Raw genomic sequence first — 22,910 nt, 5'->3', positions numbered from 1 at the left:
CATGGGCGCGCCGCGGCACCACCAGCGTGGTTTCACGCTGTTCGAACTGTTGCTGGTGATCGTGCTGGTGGGCGTGGCCACGTCAATATTGGCGGTCGGGGTCGGCCGCGGCTTGCACAGCGCCCAGGAACGCACTGCCCTGTCGAACATGGTCAGCGCCCTGCGCAGTGCGCGCGTGCAGGCAATCGGCAGCGGCCGGCCCGTGCGTGCCGGCTTCGACCTGCAGCGGCGCCAGGTATTGATGGCCGGGCATGCACCCGCCGGCTGGCCTGAAGATTTCACCGTGCGCCTGAACACCGCCGAAGGCCTGGGCGCCGCATTCGAGTTTTACCCTGATGGCGCTGCCAGCGGCGGCAACATACAGATTGCCCGTGGCGAGCGGCGCTGGCGCATCGACGTCGGCTGGCTGACCGGCCGCGTGACGCTGAAGGCACTGCCATGAACAGGCAGCGCGGCTTCACCCTGCTGGAAATGCTCGCCGCTATCGCCCTGCTGGTGATCGCCGCGTCGGTCCTGCTCGGCGCCTTCGCCCAGAGTGGCCGCTCGCTGCAACAGGTGGCGCGCGCCGACCGACACGACAGTGCCGCACGCTCGCTGATCGATGACTTCGACCTCGGCGCACTCGAGCCCGGCCCGCAGCGTGGTCGCTGGCAAGGCCTGCCGTGGACCCTGGAGGTGAGCCAGGCAGTGACTTCGCCAGGGCGCGTAACCCTGTACCGGCTCGACCTGACGGTCGGTGAAGGCCGTCACGCCTCACACTACAGTACCTTGCGAGCCCGCACCTCAGAGGCGGGGCAATGAAGCGCCAGGCCGGCTTCACCCTGCTGGAAGTACTGGTGGTGATCAGCTTGCTGGGGCTGCTGCTGGGCCTGGTCGGCAGCGCCCTGGTAGCCTCGACCCGCGCAGTGGCCAAAGCCCAGCGCTACAGCGACAGCCTGGATGAACACCGCGCCGCACAACGTTTTTTGCGCCAGTCCCTGAGCCAGGTACTGCCGCTGACCGGGCGCACGGCCGAAGGCCGTCACACCAGCACCTTCGAAGGTGCCGGCGACAGCGTGCTGTTCTATGCGCCACTGCCAAGCTCGGTGGGGGGCGGGTTATACCGCCAGCGCCTGCGGGTAAGCGGCCATCGCCTCGAAGTGCAATTGGCCAGGCTCGATGGCCGACAGCTGCAGGCGTGGGGCGAGCCACAGCGGCTGCTGGATGGCGTCGAAGCGTTGAGCCTGCACTACCGCGGCTACACCCCGCTGGGCAAGGCGACCGGCTGGCTGACGCAATGGCCCTGGCCAGAGCGGGTGCCGCAGGCAATACGGGTGGACCTGCGCCTGCACGGCAGCCAGCAAGCCTGGCCCACCCTGCAGGTGAACCTGCTGCTGGACCTTTCCGGCGACGGAGGCCGGCCGTGAAGCGCCAGCGCGGTGCCGCGCTGTTGCTGGCGTTGTGGGTGATCGCGCTGCTGAGCGTGCTGCTCGGTGGCCTGGCCGTGGCCGTGCAACTGCAACAGCGCCAGGCCCTCTGGCAAGGCCGCCAGACCCAGGCGGCACTGGCCGCACAGGCCGGCCTGGAGCTGGCCGTGGCCAATCTGCTGGGGCGCGGGCCCCAGCGCTGGCAGCCCGATGGCCAACTGCATGCCGAGCAGTTCGCCGGCAACACCCTGCGCATCAGGGTTACCAGCGAACGCGGCAAGCTCGACCTCAACGCGACCCCGGTCGCACCGCTCGAACGTCTGCTGCGCGCCGCTGGCGCCAGCGCCGCTCGGGCCAAAACCATCACCCACGCTTTAAGGACGAGGCGCAACCAGGTACCCCTGCGAATGCTCGAAGAATTTCGCCAACTGCCCCGCATGGACTATGCGCTCTACCAGCGCGTGCTGCCGTCGATAACCGTGTGGGCCGGTACCGCCGAGCCCGACCCGGGCCTGGTCGAGCCGCAACTGGCCCGTGCGCTCGGCCTTCGCCGGGGCCAAGGCCAGGCCTCCGACCCCGGGCAGATCCTCAGCGTCTACAGCGAGGCGACCCTGGCAGGTGGCTTTGCCGCGCATGTGCAGGCCACCTTCGTCCTGCTACCGGCCCACGCGGGTGGCAAACCGTATCGCGTGTTGCGGTGGCAGGAATGACCCTCGTGCCCCCACGCTGCTCGGCAGCATTTGCCGCCTACCGGCGATCCTGCGCTGCAGGTTGGCAACAGAGCCTTGCCAGGCGCTGGCTGCTGGCCTGGCGCATGGAGCTGACCGGCCTGTTACCGGCCGTGCTGGCCGAACGCCTCGGTCGGCGCAATGCGCCGCAGGTACTGCGCTGGCCCTTGCCAACCGAGCTTCAGGCCAGCTACCCCGCTGTACTTGTGCTCGATCCCCGGCAAGTGCTGGCGCAGCGCATCAGCCTGCCGCTGGCGGCCACGCGCAACCTTGGGGAAGTGCTGACCTACGAAATCGACAAGTACACCCCCTATACCGCCGAACAGGTTCACTTCGTCGCCCGGGTGGTGCGCCGACAGCCACCGAACGCCGAGGTCGAACTGGTGGCCATCGCCCGCCAGCGCCTCGATGCCCTGCTGGAAGCGTGCCGTGAACGCAACCTGCCACTGGTGGCCATTGACGTTCAGGGCAGCGACGGCCAGCGCCTGGGGCTGGACCTGCTACCCGCAGGCAGCGATACCGGCCTGGCCCGCCCTTCCCGCCTTGATCAGGGCTTGTGGCTGAGCCTGGCGGCCTGCTGCCTGCTTCTGGCCGGCGGGTTCATCGACCAGCGCCAGAGCCTGGTGGCGGCCATGCAGCAGCAAGTGGCCAGCCAGCGCCAGGCGGTGCAGCACATTGAACAATTGCGCCAGGCACTCGACAGCAGCGTCGGCGCCGCCTCGTACCTGGCCAGCCGCAAGGCCGGCCAGCCCACCGTCAGCGCGCTGCTGGCAGACCTCACCGGTTGCCTGGGTGACGAGACCTGGATCGAGCAACTGGAAGTCCACGAAACCGGCGAGGTCACGTTCTCCGGCCAGAGCGCGCGCAGCAGCGCCGTGATCACCCAGGTCAAGGCCTGCAAGACCCTGGAGCATGCCCAGTTCCAGGGGGTGATCCTGCCGGACAAAGCCACCGGGCTGGAGCGTTTTTCGATCAGCGCCCAGCTCAAGCGGGAGGTGCCCCATGCGCCCGTTCAACCCTAGGGAACGCAAGATCGTCGCGCTTGGCGTGCTCGGCCTGTTGCTCTGGGCCGGCTGGTACCTGTTCGTCGACAGCCTGCTGCTTGCCCCGCTGCGCGACCTCGACGAACAGGCGCAGACACTGCGTGAACAACAACGTCGCTACGCCAGCCTGATGCTTCAGCAGCCGCAACTGGAAGCGCGCCTCAGGCAGGCGCGCAACGACCCGGCGCAGCGCAACAGCCTGCTGCCCGGTGACGACCCCAACGCCGTGGCTGCCGATCTCATGCAATACGCCGTCGAGCAGGTCCGCCGCCAGGCCTCGACCGGTGCAGGCTGCGAGGTGACCCAGCGCATGCCGATTGCCCCCGCCGAACGCGATGATGCCCAGGCCGAGCCCTATCGGCCGGTCAAGGTCAGCCTGACCCTGGCATGCGCAATCGAACCGCTGGCCGCACTGCTGCATGCCTTGGAGTACGGCCAGCCGAGCCTGTTCATCGAGCAGCTGAGCATCCGCCGCAGCACCAGCGCTGCAGCACAGAGCCCGGCCGGGCACCTTGAAGTGCACCTGCTGATTCGCGGCTACCTGCAGGCAGCAGGCCAAGGGGGCCAGCCATGAAAGTACCGGCCATGCGCCTGGCACTGCTGACCGCCAACGTGACGCTGCTGGCCAGCGTAGCCTGGGTGTTCGCGACACCCGCCCAGCCACACTGGTTCGAAGCGCATGCACGCTCGAACACCGCGCCAAGCCAGCCGCCCGTGCGCCTGGTCGAGCCGGGCAAAGCGCAGCTGGCGGCCGTGTGGCTGCACCCGCTGTTCAGCCCGGGCCGCCAGCCGGACGCCCATGGCCCGCAAGGGCAGGCTCCGGCGCTTGCCGGCATGATCTTGAGCGGTGTGCTGCTGGACGGAGAAAGCCGCTTCGCATACCTGCGCGAAGGCCGCAAACCGACAACCAAGGTCGCTCTGGGCAGCACCCTCGCCAGTGGCTGGACCTTGAGCCAGCTCGGCACCACCAGCGCCACCTTCACCCGCGCCGGGCAAACCCAAACGCTCAGCATGCCGTTGCTACGCCTGCCGCCGCCCTCCACCACTCCCGCCATCACCCTTCCGCGTACGACGACACCATGACCATGCCGCATTTCCCCCGTTTCTCTCTCCTTACCCTGCGGGCTCCTTTGCTGGGCCTGAGTGTTGCCGTCACATTGGCCGGCTGCGCCCTGCCGCGGCAAGATCTACACGGTGACCCGGCGCTGCTGCAGGAAGCTCTGGAAGGTGCCGATGCGCCGGCGCCGGCGAGCAAACCGGACGACACCCCGGTTGCGCCCAGGGAGAGCACCGCGCCCACCCGACAGATCATTCAGGGCAACCAGCGCTTCACCCGCCCCGCCAGCAGGCCGGCGGCCAGAGCCGCCAGCGACCAGGGCGATATCGTCTTCAACTTCACCGACCAGCCGATCGAGGCGGTGATCAACAGCGTGATGGGCGATCTGCTGCATGAGAACTACAGCATCAGCCAGGGCGTGAAAGGCAGTGTCAGCTTCTCCACCTCCAAACCTGTGAACAAGCAGCAGGCGCTGTCAATTCTGGAAACGCTGCTGTCCTGGACCGACAACGCCATGATCCGCCAAGGCGACCGCTACGTGATCCTGCCCGCCGACAAGGCTGTGGCCGGTAAGCTGGTCCCAGAAGTCGCCGTGGCGCAGCCCCCAGGCGGCCTGGCTGCGCGGCTGTTCAACCTGCGCTACATCGGTGCCAGCGAAATGCAGAAGCTGCTGCAGCCGTTCGTGCGTGACAATGCCTTCCTGCTGGTGGACCCGGCGCGCAATGTGATCAGCCTGGCCGGCACCCCGGAGGAACTGGCCAACTACCAGGACACCATCGACACCTTCGACGTCGACTGGCTCAAAGGCATGTCGATCGGCGTGTACGGCCTGCAGCGCGCCTCGGTGGCCGAACTGATGCCGCAACTGCAGAAGCTGTTCGGCCCGGACAGCGGCATGCCGTTGTCCGATATGGTCAAGTTCATGCCCAACGAGCGGACCAACTCGATTGTCGCTATTTCGTCGCAGCCGCAGTACCTGCAAGAGGTCGGCGAGTGGATTCGGACCATCGACGAAGGCGGTGGCAACGAGCCGCAGCTGTTCGTCTACGACGTGCGCAACATGAAGGCCGCCGACCTGGCGCGCTACCTGCGCCAGATATACGGTTCGGGCAAGGTCAGCGACGACCCGGCGGCCAAGGTCGCCCCAGGCCTGAAGACCACCAGCCTGACCTCGCTGAACGGCACCGGCACCCAGGGCCTGAACGGCAGCGGTATGACCGCCCAGGCTGACAAGGCCGACGACGAGCAGAGCGAAGCGTACGACGAGCCCTCCGACCAAGGCAGCGACAGCGAAACAGGTAGCGCGTCCGCAGAAGCGGGCGAAAGCGACGTCAAGAGCCTTGCCGAGTCGGTGCGCATCACGGCGCAGAAAAGCAGCAACCAGCTGCTGGTGCGCACGCGACCGGCACAGTGGAAAGAAATCGAAGCCGCGATCAAGCGCCTGGACAGCCCACCCCTGCAAGTGCAGATCGAAACCCGCATCCTCGAGGTCAAGCTCAGCGGCGATCTCGACCAGGGTGTGCAATGGTATCTGGGCCGCCTGGCAGGCAATTCCTCCAGCACCAGCGTGGCCAACGAAAGCGGCAGCCAAGGTGCCTTGGGCGCCGGTGGCGTGGCGCTGGGCAGCAGTTCGATGTTCTACTCGTTCGTCAGCAGCAACCTGCAAGTCGCCTTGCGCGCCCTGGAGACCCGTGGCCTGACCCAGGTGCTGTCGGCGCCATCGCTGGTGGTGCTGAACAACCAGCAGGCGCAGATCCAGGTCGGCGACAACATCCCGATCAGCCAGACCACCGTCAACACCAGCACCTCTGACACCACCCTGAGCAGCGTCGAATATGTGCAGACCGGGGTCATTCTCGACGTGGTGCCGCGCATCAATCCAGGCGGGCTGGTGTACATGGACATCCAGCAGCAGGTCAGCGACGCCGATGACAGCGCGGTGACCACCACCCAGCCCAACCCACGCATCTCCAGCCGTGCGGTGTCGACCCAGGTAGCGGTGCAGAGTGGCCAGACGGTCTTGCTCGGTGGCCTGATCAAGCAGGACAACACCAAGTCAGAGACCCGTGTACCCGGACTGTCGAGAATTCCAGGCCTCGGCTGGCTGTTTGGCAGCAGCTCCAAAAGTCGCGACCGTACCGAGCTGATCGTGCTGATCACCCCCAAGGTGGTGAACAACCCGGAGCAGGCACGCCAGGTCACCACTGACTACCGCCAGCAAATGCAGTTGCTGAGGAGCCAAGTCAAAGGAACATGACAGCAGCCGTTGCGTTCTGGATATGCAGGGCCGGCACCGCGTACAACCCGAAACTGGTGTCAGACTTCAACTCGCTGAAATGGACCGACCTCTATACCCGCGACCGTGTGGCTGAGCTTGGTAAATGGACCCTTTGAACATGACGACGCTAGACTTCGAACTGGCCACGCAACTGGCCGCCACCACTTTGCGCCACGCCCGGGCCCTGGGCGTGCGGCCGCTGGCAGCCGCGGTGCTCGACGGTGCGGGTCACCCACTGGCGGTACTGCGCGACGAACATGCCAGTTTCCTGCGCCCGCAGATCGCCACCGGCAAGGCACGCGGCTGCCTGGGCTTGGGCGTCGGCGGCCGTGAACTGGCGCGTCGTGCGCAGGCCATGCCGGCATTCTTCGATGCCATCAACAGCCTCACCGACGGCGAGGTTATCCCGGTGGCGGGCGGCATCCTCCTGCGCAACATCGATGGCCACCTGCTGGGCGCCATCGGTGTCAGCGGCGACACTTCGGACAATGACGAGCGCTGCGCGCTGCTGGCCATCGAAGCGCTCGGGCTGATTGCCGACACTGGCGAGGTTCAGGCTTGAACGCAAAGGGCCAAGCCCATAGGTCAAACGTCAAGAACCCCACGGTGCAAGGCGCTCAGCACGCGCGCGGCGTCTGCGCCTCGCTCGTCCAGCAGGCATAGCGGGATTGCGCTCAAGGCTGGCTGCGAATCGGCCAGCCCCTCGCCAATCAAGGCCAGCGGGCACACAATGTCCATCTGCAACGACCGTAAGCGCTTGGCCAACGTGGGGCTCACCGGCGCCTGAACTTTGATCACCAGTGCCGCAGGCTGCATGGCCGCACACACGATGGGGAGCTCTTCCAGCGGCTGCCCGCAACCGAGCACTTCGATGCGCTGTTGCTCGCTGCTCAACAGTAGCCCGGCGCACAACACACTGAGTTCGGCTTGCCCATCGGTACCTGCTAGCAAAACCTGCGGCGCATCCACCTGGTTCATCTGCAAACGCAGCAGCAAGCGGGCGCGCAAGAACGTGTCGAGAAACAACCATTGGCTACGCTGGCCAGGCGCGGAGGCTGAAGCCAGCTCATGCCAAACTGGCATCAGCACTTCACGCAGCACGGTGGCCTTGGGCAAGAGTGTGAACAATTGACCATGGATCCCCTCCAGTGCCGGCCCGTCGAATGCCTTGGTTGCGCGCACCACGGCGGCGCGCCAATCGTCAAAGGCCGAATGCTGCTGCACAGACGCCTCAGGCTGGCCTGCGAGCAGATCGCCGACCTTGCTGATGGGCAGGCCGTTGGCCGTCCAGCGCAAGATGTCGCGTATGCGCTGGACATCCCGGGCCGTGTACAGGCGATGGCCGCCCTCGGTGCGCTGCGGGCGTATCAACCCATGGCGGCGCTCCCAGGCACGCAAGGTCACCGGATTGATGCCGGTCAGGCTGACCACATCGCGCATCGGTAGCAAATCAGGTGGGGTGGCGTCTGTCATAACGAGGGGTCATCCGGGTAATGGCTCATTCTAAACCCAGATGCACCTTCTGCGGTGAGCCTGCTTGGTTCATCATGCAACAAACGGCGCCGAAGCCTTCTGCACAGAAGCTACGCTGCGCATATCGCATACGAAACGCCTGTAGGTGGGCCCCATGATCAACGCAAAACTTCTGCAACTAATGGTCGAGCATTCCAACGATGGCATCGTCGTCGCCGAGCAGGAAGGCAATGACAGCATCCTTATCTACGTCAACCCCGCCTTCGAACGCCTCACCGGCTATAGCGCCGACGATATCCTCTACCAGGACTGCCGTTTTCTTCAGGGCGAGGATCATGACCAGGCGGGCCTGGCAACCATCCGCGAGGCGATCCGCGAAGGGCGCCCCTGCCGCCAGGTGCTGCGCAACTACCGCAAGGACGGGAGCCTGTTCTGGAATGAGCTGTCCATCACGCCCGTGTTCAACGAAGCGGACCAGCTGACGTACTACATTGGCATCCAGCGCGATGTCACCGCGCAGATATTCGCCGAAGAAAAGGTACGCGAGCTGGAGGCTGAAGTGGCTGAACTGCGCCGGCAACCGGGCTAGGCCAAGGGCTGACAAAAAACCTGTACAAGCCCCATGGCTTGTATAGATTAATGCTTAGGTTTCAGCTATACCTGTACAACAAACCACTTTTGTACAGCATGGCCTGGAGCCCAGCATGTCAGCATACCTACAGCAATTCGCCGAGCGCTTCGCCAGCCTCGATGGGGCGCACCTCGACACGCTGGAAAAACTGTACAGCGAAGATGTTACCTTTCGCGACCCTTTGCATCACATACAGGGGCTGCAGGCCCTGCGAGCCTATTTCGAGCAGTTGTACGCCAACGCCAGTGATATTCGCTATGCCATCACCAGCGCCGACGAGGTGAGGCCTGGGCAGGGCTACCTGCGCTGGACACTGCAGTTTTGCCACCCCCGCCTGGCCCGCGGCCAGCCGATCACGTTGCAAGGGTGTAGTTGCTTGCATTGGCGCGAACGCGTGCATTTTCACCAGGACTATTTCGACGCCGGCGCCCTGCTTTATGAACACCTCCCCGTCATGGGCGGTGCAATTCGCTGGCTCAAAGGCAGGCTGGCATGAGCCGCTGCTGGCTGACCGGCGCCAGTAGCGGTATCGGTGCCGCACTCGCACACATCCTTTTGGAGCAAGGCCATCAGGTTGCCTTGGGCGGGCGCCATGCCGATCGCCTTGCCCCTCTGGCCGAAAAATTTCCCGGGCAGGCATTGCTGGCCGTTGGCGATCTTGACAACCCGCAGCAGGTCGCCGGGATCGCCGCACAGATCGAGCAGGCCTGGGGCGGGCTGGACATGGCCATCCTCAATGCCGGCACCTGCGAATATCTGGAGCCGGGGCATTTCGATCCCGCGTTGGTCGAACGTGTAGTGCGCACAAACCTGCTGGGCGTCAGCTACTGCCTGGCGGCGGCACTGCCTCTGCTTCGCACCGGCCAGCGCCCCCACCTGGTGGTTATGGGCAGTTCGGTGACCTGGCTGGCCCTGCCCCGCGCCGGCGCCTATGGCGCGTCAAAGGCTGCGGTGCGCTACCTGGTGGAGTCACAGCGAATCGACCTGGCTCGCGAGGGGATCGCGGTCACCCTGGTCAGCCCTGGCTTCGTCGACACGCCACTGACACGTCGCAACGATTTCCCCATGCCGCAGCTGTGGACTGCGCAGCGCGCCGCCCGGCATATCGCCAAGCGCCTGCCCCGGCGCCCACTGGAAATCAATTTCCCCGGGCTTTTCACCCTGGTGTTGCGCCTCTTGGGGGCGCTACCCGCGCGCCTGCGTCTGGTACTCGGCCAACGCCTCGCCCGCCATGAACAGGAATGATGATCCATGCGTATCGCAATCATCGGCAGTGGCATCGCAGGGCTGACCTGCGCCCATCTGCTGTCACGCAAGCACGAAGTAACGGTTTTCGAAGCCGAGCAGTGGATCGGGGGCCACACGCATACCCTCGATGTGGTCTGGAAGGGCCAGCGCCATGCAATCGATACCGGCTTCATCGTTTTCAACGACTGGACCTACCCCCAGTTCATCCGGTTGCTCGACCAGCTCCAGGTCACTTCGCAGCCGACCGAGATGAGTTTTTCCGTGCATGACCCGGTTACTGGCCTGGAGTACAACGGCCACGACCTGAACACACTGTTTGCCCAACGCCGCAACCTGGTGTCCCCGGGTTTCTGGGGCATGATCCGGGATATTCTGCGGTTCAACCGCCAGGCACTGGCCGACCTGGAAAACCAGCGTATCGACGCCGACACCACCCTGGGCGCCTACCTTCAGGCACAGCGCTATGGGCAGCGCTTCATCGACCACTACATCGTGCCGATGGGGTCGGCGATCTGGTCGATGTCCCGCGCCGACATGCTTCACTTCCCCCTTGAGTTCTTCGTGCGTTTCTGTCGCAACCACGGCTTGCTGTCGGTCAACCAACGCCCACAGTGGCGGGTGATCAAAGGCGGCTCGCGCAGCTATGTCGCGCCGCTGTGCCGACCGTTCGCTGATCGCATCCGCCTCAATTGCAGGGTTCACCGGGTCAGCCGCGACGAAGGTGGCGTGACCCTCGTGAGCGCGGCCGGCACCGAACGCTTCGACAATGTGGTGTTCGCCTGCCACAGCGACCAGGCGCTGGCACTGTTGGAAACCCCCAGCACACTGGAACGCGCCGTGCTCAGCGCCATCGGCTACGCAAGCAACGACGTGGTGCTGCACACCGATACCCGTCTGCTACCACGCCGCAAGAGCGCCTGGGCAAGCTGGAACTACCGCCTGGGCGGCCCAGAGCAGGCTCCCGCCGCGCTGACCTACAACATGAACATTCTGCAAGGTATTCAGGCACCGACAACCTTCTGCGTGAGCCTCAACCAGACCGCACTGATAGACCCAGCGCAAGTGATCGCCCGCTTCCAGTATGCCCATCCGCAGTACAGCATTGCGGCGTCCGCCGCCCAGGCGTGCCAGGCACAACTGCAAGGCCTGCAGCACAGTTACTTCTGCGGCGCCTACTGGGGCAACGGCTTTCATGAGGACGGGGTGGTCAGCGCGCTGAAAGTGGCTGCGCACTTCGGGGAGCAACTGTGAACAGCAGCCTTTGCCTGGGCTGGATCAGCCACCGTCGGCTGACGCCGCGGCTGCATGCTTTCCGCTACCGGATCGGCATGTTCTACCTGGACCTGGACGAACAAGCCTGGCTGATGGGCCTGTCACGCTGGCTGGGGCGTTGGCGCCTGGCACCGCTGTGCTGGCGCGAAACCGACTACCTGCCAGCGCAGACCCGCCACGGCGAAACCCTGGCCCAGGCCGCACGCTTGCTGGTCGGGCAAGCCACGGGGCATATGCCCGAAGGCCCGGTACAGCTGCTCACGCAACTGCGTTGCTGGGGGCTGTCGTTCAACCCGGTGAGCTTCTATTTCTGCCATGACCGCGACGGCAGCCTGAAAGCGATCCTGATGGAGGTGCGCAACACCCCGTGGCGCGAGCGTTTTCATTACGTGCTGCCGGTGCAAGAGAGCCTAGGCAGGCCCTTCACCGTGGCCAAAGCCTTCCATGTTTCGCCGTTCATGCCACTGAACATGGACTATCACCTGCGCTTTTCCCTGAGCGCGGACCATGTACGCATCCACATGCAGAACTGGCAAGACGGCCGCAAGGTGTTCGAGGCCGACCTCGCCCTGCACCGTCAGCCACTGGATGGCATTGGGCTGCGTCGGTATGTCATGACCTTCCCATGGATGAGCCTGCGCACTGTCTCGGCCATCTACTGGCAGGCGTTACGCCTGTTACTCAAGCGCACCCCCGTGCATGACCACTCCACCCGCCAGCATGACCTGGCGCTCGGCCAACCTTGCGAGGACCCTGTCGATGTCGAATCCCACCCTGAGCGTTAGTAAGTTCGCAGGCCTTGCGCCATTGCTCGGCGGGCTGGCACGAAGCGCCGTTCTCGCCCAGCTGGGCAAGCTGCGCCACGGCCACCTGCGCCTGCTCAGCCACGGGCAGCAGTGGAGTTTCGGTGATGCCGAAAGCCCGTTCCAGGCCGAGGTGGAGATCCTCGATGACGCCACCTGGAGCCTGATCGCCGGCAATGGCTCGATCGGTGCTGGCGAAGCCTACATCCACGGCTATTGGCGAAGCCCCGACCTGGCGCTGGTGACGCGCCTGTTCGTCGCCAACCTTGAAGTGCTGGACGCGCTCGAGGGTGGCCTGGCCCGCTTCGGCCGCCCTGCCCTGCGGTTGCTGCACCGGCTCAACCGCAACAACAAGCGCGGTGCCCGGCGCAACATTCTGGCGCACTACGACCTGGGCAATGCCCTGTTCGAACGGCTGCTGGACCCCACCATGATGTATTCGGCCGCGCAGTTCGAGCAAGCCGGGCAAACACTGGAGCAAGCCCAGTTGCACAAGCTGGAGCGCATCTGCCAGAAGCTTGAACTGCGCCCTGACGATCACCTGCTGGAAATTGGCAGTGGCTGGGGTAGCCTGGCGATCCATGCAGCCACCCGATACGGCTGCCGGGTCACCACCACGACGCTCTCCGAAGCGCAGTACAGCCATACCCTGGCGCGCGTTCAGGCCCTGGGGCTGGAGCAGCGCGTGAAGGTGCTGCGCGAAGACTACCGCGACCTTCAAGGCACCTTCGACAAACTCGTGTCGATAGAGATGATCGAGGCTGTCGGCCACCGCTACCTGCCCGTGTATTTCCGCCAGTGTGCCACGCTGCTCAAGCCCGACGGCCTGATGCTGTTGCAGGCGATCACCATCCGCGACCAGCGCTACGCCCAAGCGCGGCGCTCGGTCGACTTCATCCAGCGCTATATTTTCCCCGGTGGCGCCCTGCCCTCGCTGAGCGTGTTGCTTGACACCGCCAGCCGACACACCGCACTCAACCTTGTGCACATGGAGGATTTCGGCCAGGACTATGCCCACACCTTGCGGCATTGGCGTGAAAACCTGCGTCAGGCGCGCACAGCATTGGCGGACCTGGGCTACGACGAGATGTTCCAGCGCCTGTGGGAGTTCTACCTCTGTTACTGCCAGGGCGGTTTTGAGGAGCGCACCATCGGCGTTGCGCACCTGCTGTGGGCAGCGCCACTGGCACGGCGCGCCCCCTTGCCTGACGGTGCCTGATGCCCGGGCGCTGGCTGGTCGCCAATGCCGTCTGGTTACAGGCCGGCTGGTGGATCTGCGTGCTGGGCGCCGAACGCCCCTGGCTATTGCTGCTGGTGATCGCGGGTGTGGCGGTGCACTTGCGCCTGTGCCCGGACGTCACTGCCGAATTCAGGGCGCTGTTGCGCGTCACCTTGGCCGGGTGTGTGCTCGACAGCGTGCTGGGGGCAATGGGCGTGTTCGGTTTCGACGCTTGGCCGCTGCCACTATGGCTGGCGCTGCTGTGGCTAGTGCTGGCCAGCGGCATGCGCCACAGCCTGGCATCGGCTGGCAGGCACTGGCGGATCGGTGCGCTGCTGGGCGCACTCGGCGGCCCCCTGGCCTATTTAGGCGGCGCAAGGCTTGCGGATGTGGCCCTGCCGTTGGGCGCGCTGCAAACCGGCCTGCTACTGATGCCGATCTGGGCCTTGGCCCTGCCCCTGCTCGCGCGCCTCGCGGCGCGGCGCTGACCTGCGGCATCGGTCGGAGCAGTAGCGCACCTGCTGCCAACAGCGAGCCCAACGCTTGCGCCAGTTGAACGGCCGGCCACACACCACGCAGACCTTGCTGGGCAAAAGGCTCTTTTTCATAACGCCTGCTGCGCATCGAGCTGCGCCAACAGTGTCTGGCCACGCTGCCACACAGCGTCTCGCCGGCTAGCCGTCATGCCATCGAGGCTACGATAGACCAGAGCCAAACGCGGGTTCGTCGACAGCAGAGGGCGATGGCGGATGAGAAAATGCCAGTACAGGGCATTGAACGGGCAGCCATCGTCCTCGATAACAAGATCAACCTTGTAACTGCACGCCTTGCAATGGTCGGACATGCGCTGGATGTAACGACCACTGGCGCAGTAAGGCTTGGACCCCAGGTAGCCACCGTCGGCGTGCATCACCATGCCAAGCGTGTTGGGCAGCTCGACCCAGTCGAAGGCATCCATATAGACCGCCAGGTACCACTCGCAAATCGCGGTGGGTACGATACCGGCCAGCAAGGCGAAGTTACCGGTCACCATCAGCCGCTGGATATGATGCGCATAGCCCAGCCGCAGGGTCTGCCCGATGGCTTGCTCCATACAGCGCATGCGGGTGCGCCCGGTCCAGTAGAATTCAGGCAACGCGCGTTGGTTGCCAAGGTGATTGAGCCCGGCATACTCCGGCATTCGCAGCCAGTAGACACCGCGCACATACTCACGCCAGCCGATCAACTGGCGAATGAAGCCTTCAGCTGCATTAAGCGGTACTCGCCCCTCGCGCCAGGCCTTATCGACCTCCTCACACAGACAACGCACATCCAGCAGCCCGATATTGAGCGCTGCACTGATGCGCGCATGGAACAGGTACGGCTCACCCTCGGCCATTGCGTCCTGGTAGTCGCCAAAAGCCGCCAGGCCGAAATCCAGAAAGTGCTGCCAGAGCTGCTGTGCCTCGGTATGGGTCACGGGGTAGTCGAAGCCGTCGATGGCCCCGTAGTGATCGCTGAAGCGCTGACGTACCAAGGCAACCACCGCTGCCGTGATTCCGTCCTGCGGGAAATGCGCAGCAAACGGCCCACGCAACTGGCGTGGCAATGACTTGCGGTTGTCGCCATCAAAATTCCACGTGCCACCTGCCGGGCTGCCGTCGGGCTCCATAAGCAGGCCGGTTCGCTTGCGCATACCACGGTAGAAGTGCTCCATACGCAGCTGCCGACGCTCATGAGCCCAGCGCGCGAAGGCTTCGCGGGAGCACAGAAAACGCCTGTCGCGATGCCACACCAGGGGCAAGGCCGCATCACGCAAAGCCTGCTCCAGGCGCCACTCCCCGCACTCGGTCAGGTGAATATGCGTGGCGCCCAGGGCGTGTTGCCAGCGACGCAATTCGCCAACGATGCTACCGCTGTTGCCGTCAGCATCGAGCTCGACATAATGCACTTGCCAACCCCGCTCGCGCAGGGCCTGGGCAAAGTGCCGCATGGCGCTGAAGATCAGAACGATCTTCAGCGGATGATGCGGCACGTACCGGGCCTCGCCCTCCACCTCCGCCATCAAGACAGCATCGCGCGCAGGATCAAGGGCCGCCAGGCTTGCCAGGTCGAACGACAGCTGGTCACCCAGCACAAGGCCCAGACGCATCGTTCGGGCTACCACTGGCTTGTGAGCGTTACCGGTACGCGCAGCGGTGCAACGGGGCCGTCACGTTGCCCGCACATCTCATCATGCACCACCTGCTGTACCAGCATGCAGGGCACTGGTGGCAGGTCGGCCAGCAATTGCCGCAGCTCGGTAGTGGAGCGCACACGAACGGGCTGCCCATGGGCGTCGCACAACGTCACGGGGCCTGCGTCGGTCAAGGCGCGCAAGAGGTAAAAACCACCCTCCAGCGACAGCAGTTCCAGTTCCTTGGCTTCGCCGGTGGATACCAACTGGGCAAGCGCGATCAGGTTCATGGTGTGCCCTCTGGCAGGCGGCGGAAGAACAGGGTGATCTGGCCGATCTCCACGCCCAGCTTGCTCATGCTCGAGCGGTTGATCAGGGTGTCGTCATCCATGAGGTACATCCAGTCGTCCAGGTCTACCTGCCAGTGCCGCCCATCAACCGGCAGGTCCAACTGGTAACGCCATCGCAGCGCGTTACCCGCCACTTCGCCGCGCGCCTCACCGATCACGTCCCCCGCGGTTCCGCGCCAGCGGCCAGGCCCGTCAGGCACCAGCATCCAGGTACGCTGCTGGCGAGTGCCATCGCTGTATAGAAAATGCTCGTCCAGAATCAGCCGCTCACCTTCGCGGCGGCTGTCGATGCGCACGTGGAAGCGCTTGACCACCTCCCCGGACCGCTTCTGGAACATCCCCCAGGCCTGCACCGGCCGCGAGAAGAATGCCGCCAGGTCGAGTTTCGGTTGCTCCTGGGCATAGTGCTCCACACCGACATTGCCACAGCTGCCCAGAAGCAGGCAGGAAGCCAGCAACAGTACTTTGTACATGTTCATGTTCCTCGGTCGTTGCCAGCCAGCCCCAGTAGGCGCTGACGCAGTTGGGTATCCCTGGCACGGGGGTCGAGCCAGATGGCAAAGAACGCTCGGGCAAAGACCGGGTCGGCGATTTCGCGGCTGAGTTTACCGTCGACGTAAAAGCGGCAACCCTGCCCCGGCAGGTACAAGCCCGTAATGCGCATGCCGGGGCGCACGTCCACGAATGCCTGTTCAATCGCATGGGTCCACGCCGTGCGTTGTTGCGACGTTATGCTGCCACCGTTGAGGCGGCGCATTTCCTCGAGGGTGGCCTGTACCAATGTGCCCTTGGACAACGATCGGTGATAGAGGAGCTCAAGGGCGAAAGGCTGGTTCCAGTCATGAACTGGCCCTGCTGTCCATAATTGGGCTGTGTAAAGACGCAGGCCAAACCAGGTGAACTCACCCACGCCCAGGCGTTTTGCCGCAGGCAACTCCGCTCGCCAGTCCGCCGCTGCCGTCGACAGGGCAGCCAGTAGCAGACAAAGGCAGGTCCAACGAGCACGGTGCGCCATGCTGACCTCGATCACACCCAAATACTGTACAACAATAGCACGCTGTACAGTTATTACGCCGCACTGTATAGATTTTAATGGACGCAGTCACCCTCGATCACGTGAGTAGCGATATCACCAGGTCCGCAATATTGATAGGTACGAATGCCACGGTAAGCAGCGCATAGGCCTTGCGCGAGCTGGCTGCAAACACACACAGCGGGATCACGATCATGATCACGTCAAATGCGCCCCAAAGCGCCAGGGGCGAAACGCCGAACAAGAGAATGTTGACGATAAACCCAAGCAGGTAATAGCCCGACAGGAACAGCAGTGCGTATCGGCCATCCTGCTCGAAATACACGCGAAGCCCTTCGAGCTCGTCCTCACTTCGGCTGGGCAACACCAGCGCCGAGGCAACGAACAGCGCAAGTGCCAGCAACACCAGCAGCAAAAATTCCTGGAACGAAAAGGTCCCCCTTACTTGCGGCAGCGTATTGACCGCCCACCAGAAATCCATCTGGGTGGTGAACAGCATGACTGCCCAGACCAGGGCAACCCAGTCTGGGGTTGCGTTGCGACGGATACGGAAGACGGTTAGCGCCCCAAGAAGCAGGCGTGTGACAGAAAGGCCCAACACCATGGACAAGACGGTGGCAACGATAGGGAAATTGCTCATGGGGCCTCCAGGGGATCAAGACTCTGGACAGCGTAGGTGGCGAACAGCAGACTTTGCACAAATGAGTACGGCTTCTTGGGGGTTGTCGCAGGATTTTCAGTGCCTGTAAAACCGATCCCCACAACAAGCCTCAAGGCAGGCTGTACCCCACCAAAAACTGCAGCGTCACTCACCCAAGGAGCCTGCCTTGTCAGAACGCACTCAGTGCGGCGTGAAGCCCAGCGACTCTGCCTGGTCGGTGTTTCTGGTGTTCTTGCGCCTGGGCCTGACGTCTTTCGGTGGCCCCATTGCGCACCTGGGTTACTTTCGTGAGGCATTTGTAGCGCGCCGCCAATGGCTCAGTGAACGCAGTTATGCCGAGTTGGTCGCCCTGTGCCAGCTGCTTCCCGGGCCCGCGAGCAGCCAGATCGGCATCGCCCTGGGCCTCTCACGGGCCGGGTTCACGGGCGCTTTCGCTGCGTGGGCAGGGTTCACATTGCCATCGGCCCTCCTGCTGACGCTGTGTGCTCAGGGCCTCGGTACATGGGGAGGTGGCGCCCCAAGTGGCCTGTTGCACGGCCTGAAAGTCGTCGCAGTCGCTGTGGTGGCCCAGGCGGTGTGGGGCATGGCACGTAGCCTTTGCACCGATGTTGCGCGCGTAACCATCGCCCTGCTCGCTGCCTGTACCGCGCTGCTGTGGCCCAACGCAATCGGGCAGATAGCCGTGATCTCAGGCTCGGCCATCACAGGCTTGATCCTGCTCAAGCCTCCGGGCTCCCCGGCAGGGGAAGCGCTGCCGATTTCAGTCAGCCGAAAGGCCGGGCTGGCAGCGCTAGTACTGTTCTTTGCCTTGTTGGTCGGCTTGCCGCTATTGACCCGCATCTGGCCCTCGCAAGCACTGGCAATGGTCAACGCCTTTTATAGCGCAGGCTCGCTGGTATTCGGCGGCGGGCATGTCGTTCTACCGTTGCTTGAGTCCGCCACAGTGGCCAAGGGCTGGGTCGTAAATGACACCTTTCTGGCAGGTTATGGCCTGGCGCAGGCCATACCGGGCCCACTCTTCACGTTTGCAGCCTTCCTGGGGGCATCCATGAGCGTGCAGCCGTCCGGCTGGGTTGGCGCGACCGTTGGCATTCTCGCCATCTTCACCCCCTCCTTCCTGTTGGTGATCGGAGTATTGCCCTTCTGGGAAACACTCCGGCGAAGCACCCGCAGCCAGTCAGCGCTTGCCGGTGTAAACGCCGGTGTGGTCGGGCTTCTGCTGGCTGCCTTGTACCAACCGGTGTGGACGAGCGCCATAGCCAAGCCAGCAGACTTTGCATGGGCGCTGATCGCCTTGATGGCCCTGATGTTCTGGAAGTGGCCTGCATGGTTGGTTGTCCTGGGCTGCGGCGGGTTCGGTTGGCTGCTGAGCAGCACCGTCTAGGGGCCTTTGAGACGGTATCGTGCAGCTCACTGCAAAGGAAGCGATACGATGGCTGCCAGCCCGCCAGCAGCCCTGTTTTCCAGGCGCACCTGCCCACCCAGCCGCTCGACGATGGTGGCCACGATGGATAACCCCAGCCCTGCGCCATTGGGGCTATTGCGGCTATAGAAGCGCTCGAATACCCGCACAAGATTCGCCTCGTCTATGCCCGGCCCTTCGTCTTCGACAACGAGTTCGAAGTGAGTGGCCAGGCGCCTGAGTGATACCGTGATGCGCCCGCCAGGCGGTGAATGCTCCACCGCATTGGAAACCAGGTTCTGCAAGGCGATGCCCAGCGCTCCGGCATCAATCATCAGGCCATGGTCACCTTCGCTGAGATCGAGCGAAGGCTCCAGGCCGCGATCGAGTATCCAGGGTGTGAGATCCGCCAGTACATCGGTGACCACTTCGCCCAGATCGACACGGGTGGTGACGCGCTGGCCGAGGCGCGGTTCGACGCGGGCAAGGGTCAGCAACTGGTTGACCACCCGGGTCAGCCGGTCCACACCGCCAATCAGAAAACCGAGGGCTTTCTGGCGCTCGGCATCGGTACTGGCGGCCTGTGCGTTTTGCGCATGCAGGCGCAGGATCGCCAGAGGGGTGCGCATCTCATGGGCCGCGTCGGCAATGAACCGGTGCTCGCGCCGTAGCAGGTCCTCGATCTGCGCCAGCAGGCGGTTGATGGCAGCCTGCATGGGCTCAAGCTCTGTCGGTAACGGCACCAGTTGCAACGGCTCCAGAGAGTCGGCATGGCGCGCACGAATCACGTCGGCCATGTTCTGCAACGGGCGCAACCCCCAGCCGATGGCCGCCCAGACCAACAGCGCCAGGCCCAGGCTGCCGAGCAAAAACGGGAACAGCGTATGGCGTACGATGCGATCGATCAGGTCGTAACGCACATCGTCGCGCTCACCCACCCAGATCACCCACTGTTTTTCGGGCACCGGTAAAACGAAGCCGCGCCATTGTTCGCCACCGCTGGCAAAGTCATAAAAGCCCGGCGCCGTAGGCGGTGGGTCGAGCGTCGGTGCACTGGGCGTGTGCACCAGCAGCCGTGCTCCGTCACCCCATACCTGGAACGCCAGCTTGCTTTCGTAGGGGTGGCCCACACGATGGCGCCCGGCCTTGCCCAGCGCCTCGTTGAACGCCCGATACAGCTTTTCGCGGTTGCCATCCTGTACCGGCAGGTTCATCACCCCCTGCAACAGCCGGGCATTCTGAGCCATGTGGGCATCGTAGACTTCGTTGATCTCGCGCCGGCTGTCGTGATAGTTGTACAGCGCCAACAAACCGGTGCCGAGCAGCATCAGCACCATCACCCGCCACAGCGTGCGCTGGCGCAGCGAGCTCATACCTTGCCCTCGACCAGATAACCGATACCGCGCACCGTGCGGATCAGGCCGTTGAACAGCTTCTTGCGCAGGTGATAGATGTTCACTTCCAGCGTGTTGCTCTCAGGCTCCTCGTCCCAGCCATACAGCAGCTGGGTCAACCGCTCACGCGTGAACACTTTGCCCGGTTGCGCCAGCAACTCGTGCAGCAGGCGATACTCCTTGGGCGTCAGTATCACAGGCACGCCGTTGTAGTGCACCTGCTGGGTGGCAGGGTCCAGGCTTACACCTGCGTGCTCGATGAGCACCTTGGCCCGCCCGGCGCTGCGCCTGAGCAAGGCGCGCAGGCGGGCCTTGAGCTCGTTGAGGTCGAACGGCTTGACCAGATAGTCGTCGGCACCGGCATCCAGGCCAGAGATACGGTCCTCGGTCGCATCGCGCGCGGTGAGGATCAGTACCGGCAAGCTGTTGCCCCCTGCCCTCACCCGTCGCAGCAGCTCGATGCCGCCCAACCGCGGCAGCCCGAGGTCGAGGATCACCAGGTCGAACATTTCGTGTTGCAGGGCATGCAGCCCGCTCAGGCCATCGCGCAACCAGTCGAGGGTGTAGCCCTCTTGGCGCAACCCGTCGCAGATCCCCTCGCCCAGGGCGGTATCATCCTCAACCAGCAGCAGCCGCATGTTCAGTCCTGTTTGTCCTTGATGGCCTTGAGTAAAGCATCGATATCGCCACGCCGGCCCTGGTCGGCCAGCTCCCGGCCTGGCCGTGGTGGCGCCTGGCGTGCTTTTTCCAAGGCGGCAGTGGCTTCAGCGTAGCGTTTTTGCCGGTAGAGGTGGTCGGCCCAGAAGTAATTGCTGTCAATACCGTTGGGGTTTATTTGCAGCGCCTTGCGCAACAAGGTGTCGGCCTTGTCACTGTCACCAAAACCGATGGGCCAGCCAGGCACCTGGTCGTACAAGGCACCGAGGCTGGTATAAGCCGAGCCCTGCAGGGCATTGGGGTCGAGTTTCATGGCCTGTTCGAGGCTGGCCTTGGCCGACTTGACCTTGCCCAGCGCCCCCAGGCCGCCGGTGGCACCCGCCCAACTGCTGTTGATGATGCCCTCCCAGATCAAGGGTTCGGCCGAGCCCGGGTGCTGGTGAACCAAAGTGGAAGCGTCCGTTGCGAGTTTCTCGAACGCATCGGCGCGTTTGTCTTCAGGCGCCTGGTACTGAACCTGTGCCCAACGCTGCTGCAAAGAAGCCAATTGCTGGCTTCCGGCCTGGTCCAGGGCCCAGGTGAGCGGTGCGAACGCCAGCAGGCCAGCGATAAACAGACGTTTCATTTGATCGACTCCTTCGAATGGCTAACGAGGTAACGACGGATCACCGGCAGTTGCTTGCGCAGCGCACGGTCGACCACGCCGGGCAACATGCCGTTGATGCGCACGAAGAGCTTTTCCGGCCAGCCCAGATAAAGCTCGCTGCGTTCTGACTGCACGGCCTTGAGCACAGCGCGGGCCACATCTGCCGGGTCGTCCATGCCGACCTTCAGCGCCTGGTTGAGGGCCGTGGCGGCAGTGCTGTTCATTGCGGTGCGGGTCGCCCGGGGTGCGGCGTACATGACATTCACCGAGGTATCGGCCAGTTCGCGGCGCAGCGCCTCAGAGAAGCCGCGCAGGGCAAACTTGCTGGCGCAGTAGGTGGCATAGCCGGGGTAGCCGATCGAGCCATAAGTGGAACCGACGTTGACGACCATCGCCCTGGGTTGTGCGCGCAGCAATGGCAAGCAGACACGCGTCAGTTGCAGGGCGGCTTTAAGGTTGATGTCCAGCAGCTCGTCCAGGGCCTGCTCGTCGATCTGGTCGAACAGGGCAAAACGGTTCACGCCCGCGGCATTGATCAGGACGTTGACCCCGCCAATCTCCCGGGCACGGGCAAGTACCTGCTCACGCCCGTCATGGCTGCGCAGGTCGGCCGGCTGCCAGAGCAGCCTGTCGTGATAACGGTTCATCAAACTGGCGAGCTTGCCCAGCTGCCGGCTCACCGCCAGTACCCGGGCATCGGCTGCGCACAACTGTTCGGCCAGTTCCAGGCCGATGCCGCCGCTGGCACCGGTGAGTATCACCACACACTCAGGCAAGCGCATGACGCACCTCTTGCAGGCCCGCACGCGGCAGCCCCTGGAACATGTCGGTATACAAGCGGTAGACCACTTTGGCTGCATGGATCACAGCCCGCTGGTCTTCAGCATCATCGAGGCGGTCCATCAGTTGCCTGTAGGTGACCATGTGGTCCTGGTCCAGCGCGCCATGGGAGCTGAGGTAGCTGAAGGCCCTGTCGGGCAACGCCAGCGTGCTCTGGATGGTGCCCGCGGCCTGGGTGGCCAGGGCAATGCTGGTACCTTCGAGCACATTGACCATGCCAAACAGCCCGACCGGGTTGCCACGGGCGATCACGTCGTAAAGGTAGGCGACCATCAGCTCGATCGGCAGCGCCGGCCGACCGTCACGTACTGCTTCCCAGTCGCCACCGCAGGCATTGATGTCATTGAGGATCCACTGCTCGTGGCCGTACTCCTCCTCGATGTATTCGCACACGGCGCCGCGCAGCCATTCCAGGCGCGAAGGCAGGCGTGCCCCGCACGCCATCATCAGCGGCACGGTATGGCGGACGTGGTGGTAGGCCTGAGTCAGGAATGCCACATAGCTGTCGAGGCTGACGTGCCCCGCCAACGCATCGCGTATGACTGGCATGGCAAACAGGGCCTGACGTTCCTGGGTGGTTTGCATTTGCAGGGTATCGAAAAAGGACATGGCAG

The 22,910-nt window shown here is 64.0% G+C and carries 30 protein-coding genes; 18 read left to right on the top strand and 12 right to left on the bottom strand.

Features of this window, described 5'->3' with window-relative positions; genetic code table 11:
* Window position 1 precedes the first annotated feature (1 nt).
* The 10 genes from JOY50_RS03490 to JOY50_RS03445 are packed head-to-tail and all read left to right on the top strand — an operon-like array spanning window position 2 to window position 7,074.
* Window positions 2-442 carry a GspH/FimT family pseudopilin gene (locus JOY50_RS03490; protein WP_028613741.1) on the top strand — a complete coding sequence of 147 codons (441 nt, stop codon included), beginning with the start codon at window positions 2-4 and terminating at the stop codon, window positions 440-442.
* Complete coding sequence (locus JOY50_RS03485; protein WP_028613740.1) at window positions 439-801, top strand: prepilin-type N-terminal cleavage/methylation domain-containing protein; 363 nt, start codon at window positions 439-441, stop codon at window positions 799-801. The genes JOY50_RS03490 and JOY50_RS03485 overlap by 4 nt, the downstream gene beginning before the upstream one ends.
* Window positions 798-1,406: a prepilin-type N-terminal cleavage/methylation domain-containing protein gene (locus JOY50_RS03480; protein ID WP_243054773.1), complete on the top strand. Its 609-nt coding sequence runs from the start codon at window positions 798-800 to the stop codon at window positions 1,404-1,406. The genes JOY50_RS03485 and JOY50_RS03480 overlap by 4 nt, the downstream gene beginning before the upstream one ends.
* Window positions 1,403-2,116, top strand: a complete 714-nt coding sequence (locus JOY50_RS03475; protein WP_243054772.1) for a general secretion pathway protein GspK — start codon at window positions 1,403-1,405, stop codon at window positions 2,114-2,116. The genes JOY50_RS03480 and JOY50_RS03475 overlap by 4 nt, the downstream gene beginning before the upstream one ends.
* A complete protein-coding gene (locus JOY50_RS03470; protein ID WP_132840306.1) occupies window positions 2,113-3,156 on the top strand; it encodes a general secretion pathway protein GspL in 1,044 nt (347 codons plus the stop codon). The genes JOY50_RS03475 and JOY50_RS03470 overlap by 4 nt, the downstream gene beginning before the upstream one ends.
* A complete protein-coding gene (gene gspM / locus JOY50_RS03465; RefSeq protein WP_132840304.1) occupies window positions 3,137-3,751 on the top strand; it encodes a type II secretion system protein GspM in 615 nt (204 codons plus the stop codon). The genes JOY50_RS03470 and gspM overlap by 20 nt, the downstream gene beginning before the upstream one ends.
* On the top strand, window positions 3,748-4,260 hold the full coding sequence (locus JOY50_RS03460; RefSeq protein WP_052751906.1) for a hypothetical protein: 513 nt from the start codon (window positions 3,748-3,750) through the stop codon (window positions 4,258-4,260). Before gspM ends, JOY50_RS03460 begins: the two co-directional genes overlap by 4 nt.
* Window positions 4,257-6,491, top strand: a complete 2,235-nt coding sequence (gene gspD, locus JOY50_RS03455) for a type II secretion system secretin GspD (protein ID WP_238342176.1) — start codon at window positions 4,257-4,259, stop codon at window positions 6,489-6,491. Before JOY50_RS03460 ends, gspD begins: the two co-directional genes overlap by 4 nt.
* Window positions 6,488-6,628, top strand: coding sequence for a hypothetical protein (locus tag JOY50_RS03450; RefSeq protein WP_165931592.1), 141 nt, complete (start codon window positions 6,488-6,490; stop codon window positions 6,626-6,628). Before gspD ends, JOY50_RS03450 begins: the two co-directional genes overlap by 4 nt.
* A gap of 2 nt (window positions 6,629-6,630) precedes the next feature.
* On the top strand, window positions 6,631-7,074 hold the full coding sequence (locus JOY50_RS03445; RefSeq protein WP_243054771.1) for a heme-binding protein: 444 nt from the start codon (window positions 6,631-6,633) through the stop codon (window positions 7,072-7,074).
* 23 nt (window positions 7,075-7,097) lie between these two features.
* Here the strand turns inward: JOY50_RS03445 and JOY50_RS03440 are convergent, their stop codons facing one another.
* Window positions 7,098-7,985 carry a MerR family transcriptional regulator gene (locus JOY50_RS03440; RefSeq protein ID WP_132840302.1) on the bottom strand — a complete coding sequence of 296 codons (888 nt, stop codon included), beginning with the start codon at window positions 7,983-7,985 and terminating at the stop codon, window positions 7,098-7,100.
* A 154-nt stretch (window positions 7,986-8,139) separates the two neighbouring features.
* Between JOY50_RS03440 and JOY50_RS03435 the strand changes: the two genes are divergently transcribed.
* The 7 genes from JOY50_RS03435 (at window position 8,140) to JOY50_RS03405 (ending at window position 13,646) form a co-directional block, all read left to right on the top strand.
* A complete protein-coding gene (locus tag JOY50_RS03435) occupies window positions 8,140-8,574 on the top strand; it encodes a PAS domain S-box protein (protein WP_028613713.1) in 435 nt (144 codons plus the stop codon).
* A 115-nt stretch (window positions 8,575-8,689) separates the two neighbouring features.
* Window positions 8,690-9,112, top strand: coding sequence for a nuclear transport factor 2 family protein (locus tag JOY50_RS03430; protein WP_132840300.1), 423 nt, complete (start codon window positions 8,690-8,692; stop codon window positions 9,110-9,112).
* Window positions 9,109-9,861 carry an SDR family oxidoreductase gene (locus tag JOY50_RS03425; RefSeq protein ID WP_132840298.1) on the top strand — a complete coding sequence of 251 codons (753 nt, stop codon included), beginning with the start codon at window positions 9,109-9,111 and terminating at the stop codon, window positions 9,859-9,861. The genes JOY50_RS03430 and JOY50_RS03425 overlap by 4 nt, the downstream gene beginning before the upstream one ends.
* 6 nt (window positions 9,862-9,867) lie before the next feature.
* Window positions 9,868-11,115, top strand: a complete 1,248-nt coding sequence (locus tag JOY50_RS03420) for an NAD(P)/FAD-dependent oxidoreductase (protein WP_132840296.1) — start codon at window positions 9,868-9,870, stop codon at window positions 11,113-11,115.
* Window positions 11,112-11,921, top strand: a complete 810-nt coding sequence (locus JOY50_RS03415; RefSeq protein WP_132840294.1) for a DUF1365 domain-containing protein — start codon at window positions 11,112-11,114, stop codon at window positions 11,919-11,921. Before JOY50_RS03420 ends, JOY50_RS03415 begins: the two co-directional genes overlap by 4 nt.
* Entirely contained in the window at window positions 11,896-13,158 is a 1,263-nt protein-coding gene (locus JOY50_RS03410) for a cyclopropane-fatty-acyl-phospholipid synthase family protein (protein WP_132840291.1), read from the top strand. Before JOY50_RS03415 ends, JOY50_RS03410 begins: the two co-directional genes overlap by 26 nt.
* Window positions 13,158-13,646, top strand: a complete 489-nt coding sequence (locus JOY50_RS03405; RefSeq protein WP_243054770.1) for a DUF2878 domain-containing protein — start codon at window positions 13,158-13,160, stop codon at window positions 13,644-13,646. The genes JOY50_RS03410 and JOY50_RS03405 overlap by 1 nt, the downstream gene beginning before the upstream one ends.
* On the opposite strand, the gene JOY50_RS03400 is transcribed toward JOY50_RS03405, so the two are convergent.
* The 6 genes from JOY50_RS03400 to JOY50_RS03375 form a co-directional block, all read right to left on the bottom strand.
* Window positions 13,584-13,766 (bottom strand): DUF2256 domain-containing protein, encoded by a 183-nt coding sequence (locus tag JOY50_RS03400; protein WP_132840289.1) that lies wholly within the window; start codon window positions 13,764-13,766, stop codon window positions 13,584-13,586. The genes JOY50_RS03405 and JOY50_RS03400 overlap by 63 nt on opposite strands.
* On the bottom strand, window positions 13,763-15,289 hold the full coding sequence (locus JOY50_RS03395) for a cryptochrome/photolyase family protein (protein ID WP_132840286.1): 1,527 nt from the start codon (window positions 15,287-15,289) through the stop codon (window positions 13,763-13,765). The genes JOY50_RS03400 and JOY50_RS03395 overlap by 4 nt, the downstream gene beginning before the upstream one ends.
* A gap of 8 nt (window positions 15,290-15,297) precedes the next feature.
* Window positions 15,298-15,603, bottom strand: coding sequence for a DUF6482 family protein (locus tag JOY50_RS03390; RefSeq protein ID WP_132840283.1), 306 nt, complete (start codon window positions 15,601-15,603; stop codon window positions 15,298-15,300).
* Window positions 15,600-16,136: a DUF3833 domain-containing protein gene (locus JOY50_RS03385; protein ID WP_243054769.1), complete on the bottom strand. Its 537-nt coding sequence runs from the start codon at window positions 16,134-16,136 to the stop codon at window positions 15,600-15,602. The genes JOY50_RS03390 and JOY50_RS03385 overlap by 4 nt, the downstream gene beginning before the upstream one ends.
* 2 nt (window positions 16,137-16,138) lie before the next feature.
* Window positions 16,139-16,678, bottom strand: coding sequence for a chalcone isomerase family protein (locus JOY50_RS03380; protein WP_132840277.1), 540 nt, complete (start codon window positions 16,676-16,678; stop codon window positions 16,139-16,141).
* A gap of 97 nt (window positions 16,679-16,775) precedes the next feature.
* A complete protein-coding gene (locus tag JOY50_RS03375) occupies window positions 16,776-17,336 on the bottom strand; it encodes a hypothetical protein (protein ID WP_028613702.1) in 561 nt (186 codons plus the stop codon).
* Between the two features lie 187 nt (window positions 17,337-17,523).
* Between JOY50_RS03375 and chrA the strand changes: the two genes are divergently transcribed.
* A complete protein-coding gene (chrA, locus tag JOY50_RS03370) occupies window positions 17,524-18,741 on the top strand; it encodes a chromate efflux transporter (protein ID WP_132840274.1) in 1,218 nt (405 codons plus the stop codon).
* 26 nt (window positions 18,742-18,767) lie between these two features.
* On the opposite strand, the gene JOY50_RS03365 is transcribed toward chrA, so the two are convergent.
* From JOY50_RS03365 to JOY50_RS03345, 5 genes are read right to left on the bottom strand one after another with little or no spacing between them, the layout of a single operon-like run.
* Window positions 18,768-20,132: an ATP-binding protein gene (locus JOY50_RS03365; RefSeq protein ID WP_132840271.1), complete on the bottom strand. Its 1,365-nt coding sequence runs from the start codon at window positions 20,130-20,132 to the stop codon at window positions 18,768-18,770.
* A complete protein-coding gene (locus JOY50_RS03360) occupies window positions 20,129-20,791 on the bottom strand; it encodes a response regulator (RefSeq protein ID WP_132840269.1) in 663 nt (220 codons plus the stop codon). Before JOY50_RS03360 ends, JOY50_RS03365 begins: the two co-directional genes overlap by 4 nt.
* Before the next feature lie 2 nt (window positions 20,792-20,793).
* A complete protein-coding gene (locus tag JOY50_RS03355; RefSeq protein ID WP_132840266.1) occupies window positions 20,794-21,435 on the bottom strand; it encodes a hypothetical protein in 642 nt (213 codons plus the stop codon).
* Window positions 21,432-22,238: an SDR family oxidoreductase gene (locus JOY50_RS03350; RefSeq protein WP_132840264.1), complete on the bottom strand. Its 807-nt coding sequence runs from the start codon at window positions 22,236-22,238 to the stop codon at window positions 21,432-21,434. Before JOY50_RS03350 ends, JOY50_RS03355 begins: the two co-directional genes overlap by 4 nt.
* Complete coding sequence (locus JOY50_RS03345) at window positions 22,225-22,905, bottom strand: TenA family transcriptional regulator (RefSeq protein WP_132840261.1); 681 nt, start codon at window positions 22,903-22,905, stop codon at window positions 22,225-22,227. The genes JOY50_RS03350 and JOY50_RS03345 overlap by 14 nt, the downstream gene beginning before the upstream one ends.
* Window positions 22,906-22,910: the final 5 nt, after the last annotated feature.

The organism is Pseudomonas sp. BP01, assembly GCF_022760795.1.
Classification (GTDB): Bacteria; Pseudomonadota; Gammaproteobacteria; order Pseudomonadales; family Pseudomonadaceae; genus Aquipseudomonas; species Aquipseudomonas putida_Q.
This window is presented reverse-complemented; position numbering and strand designations above follow the sequence as displayed.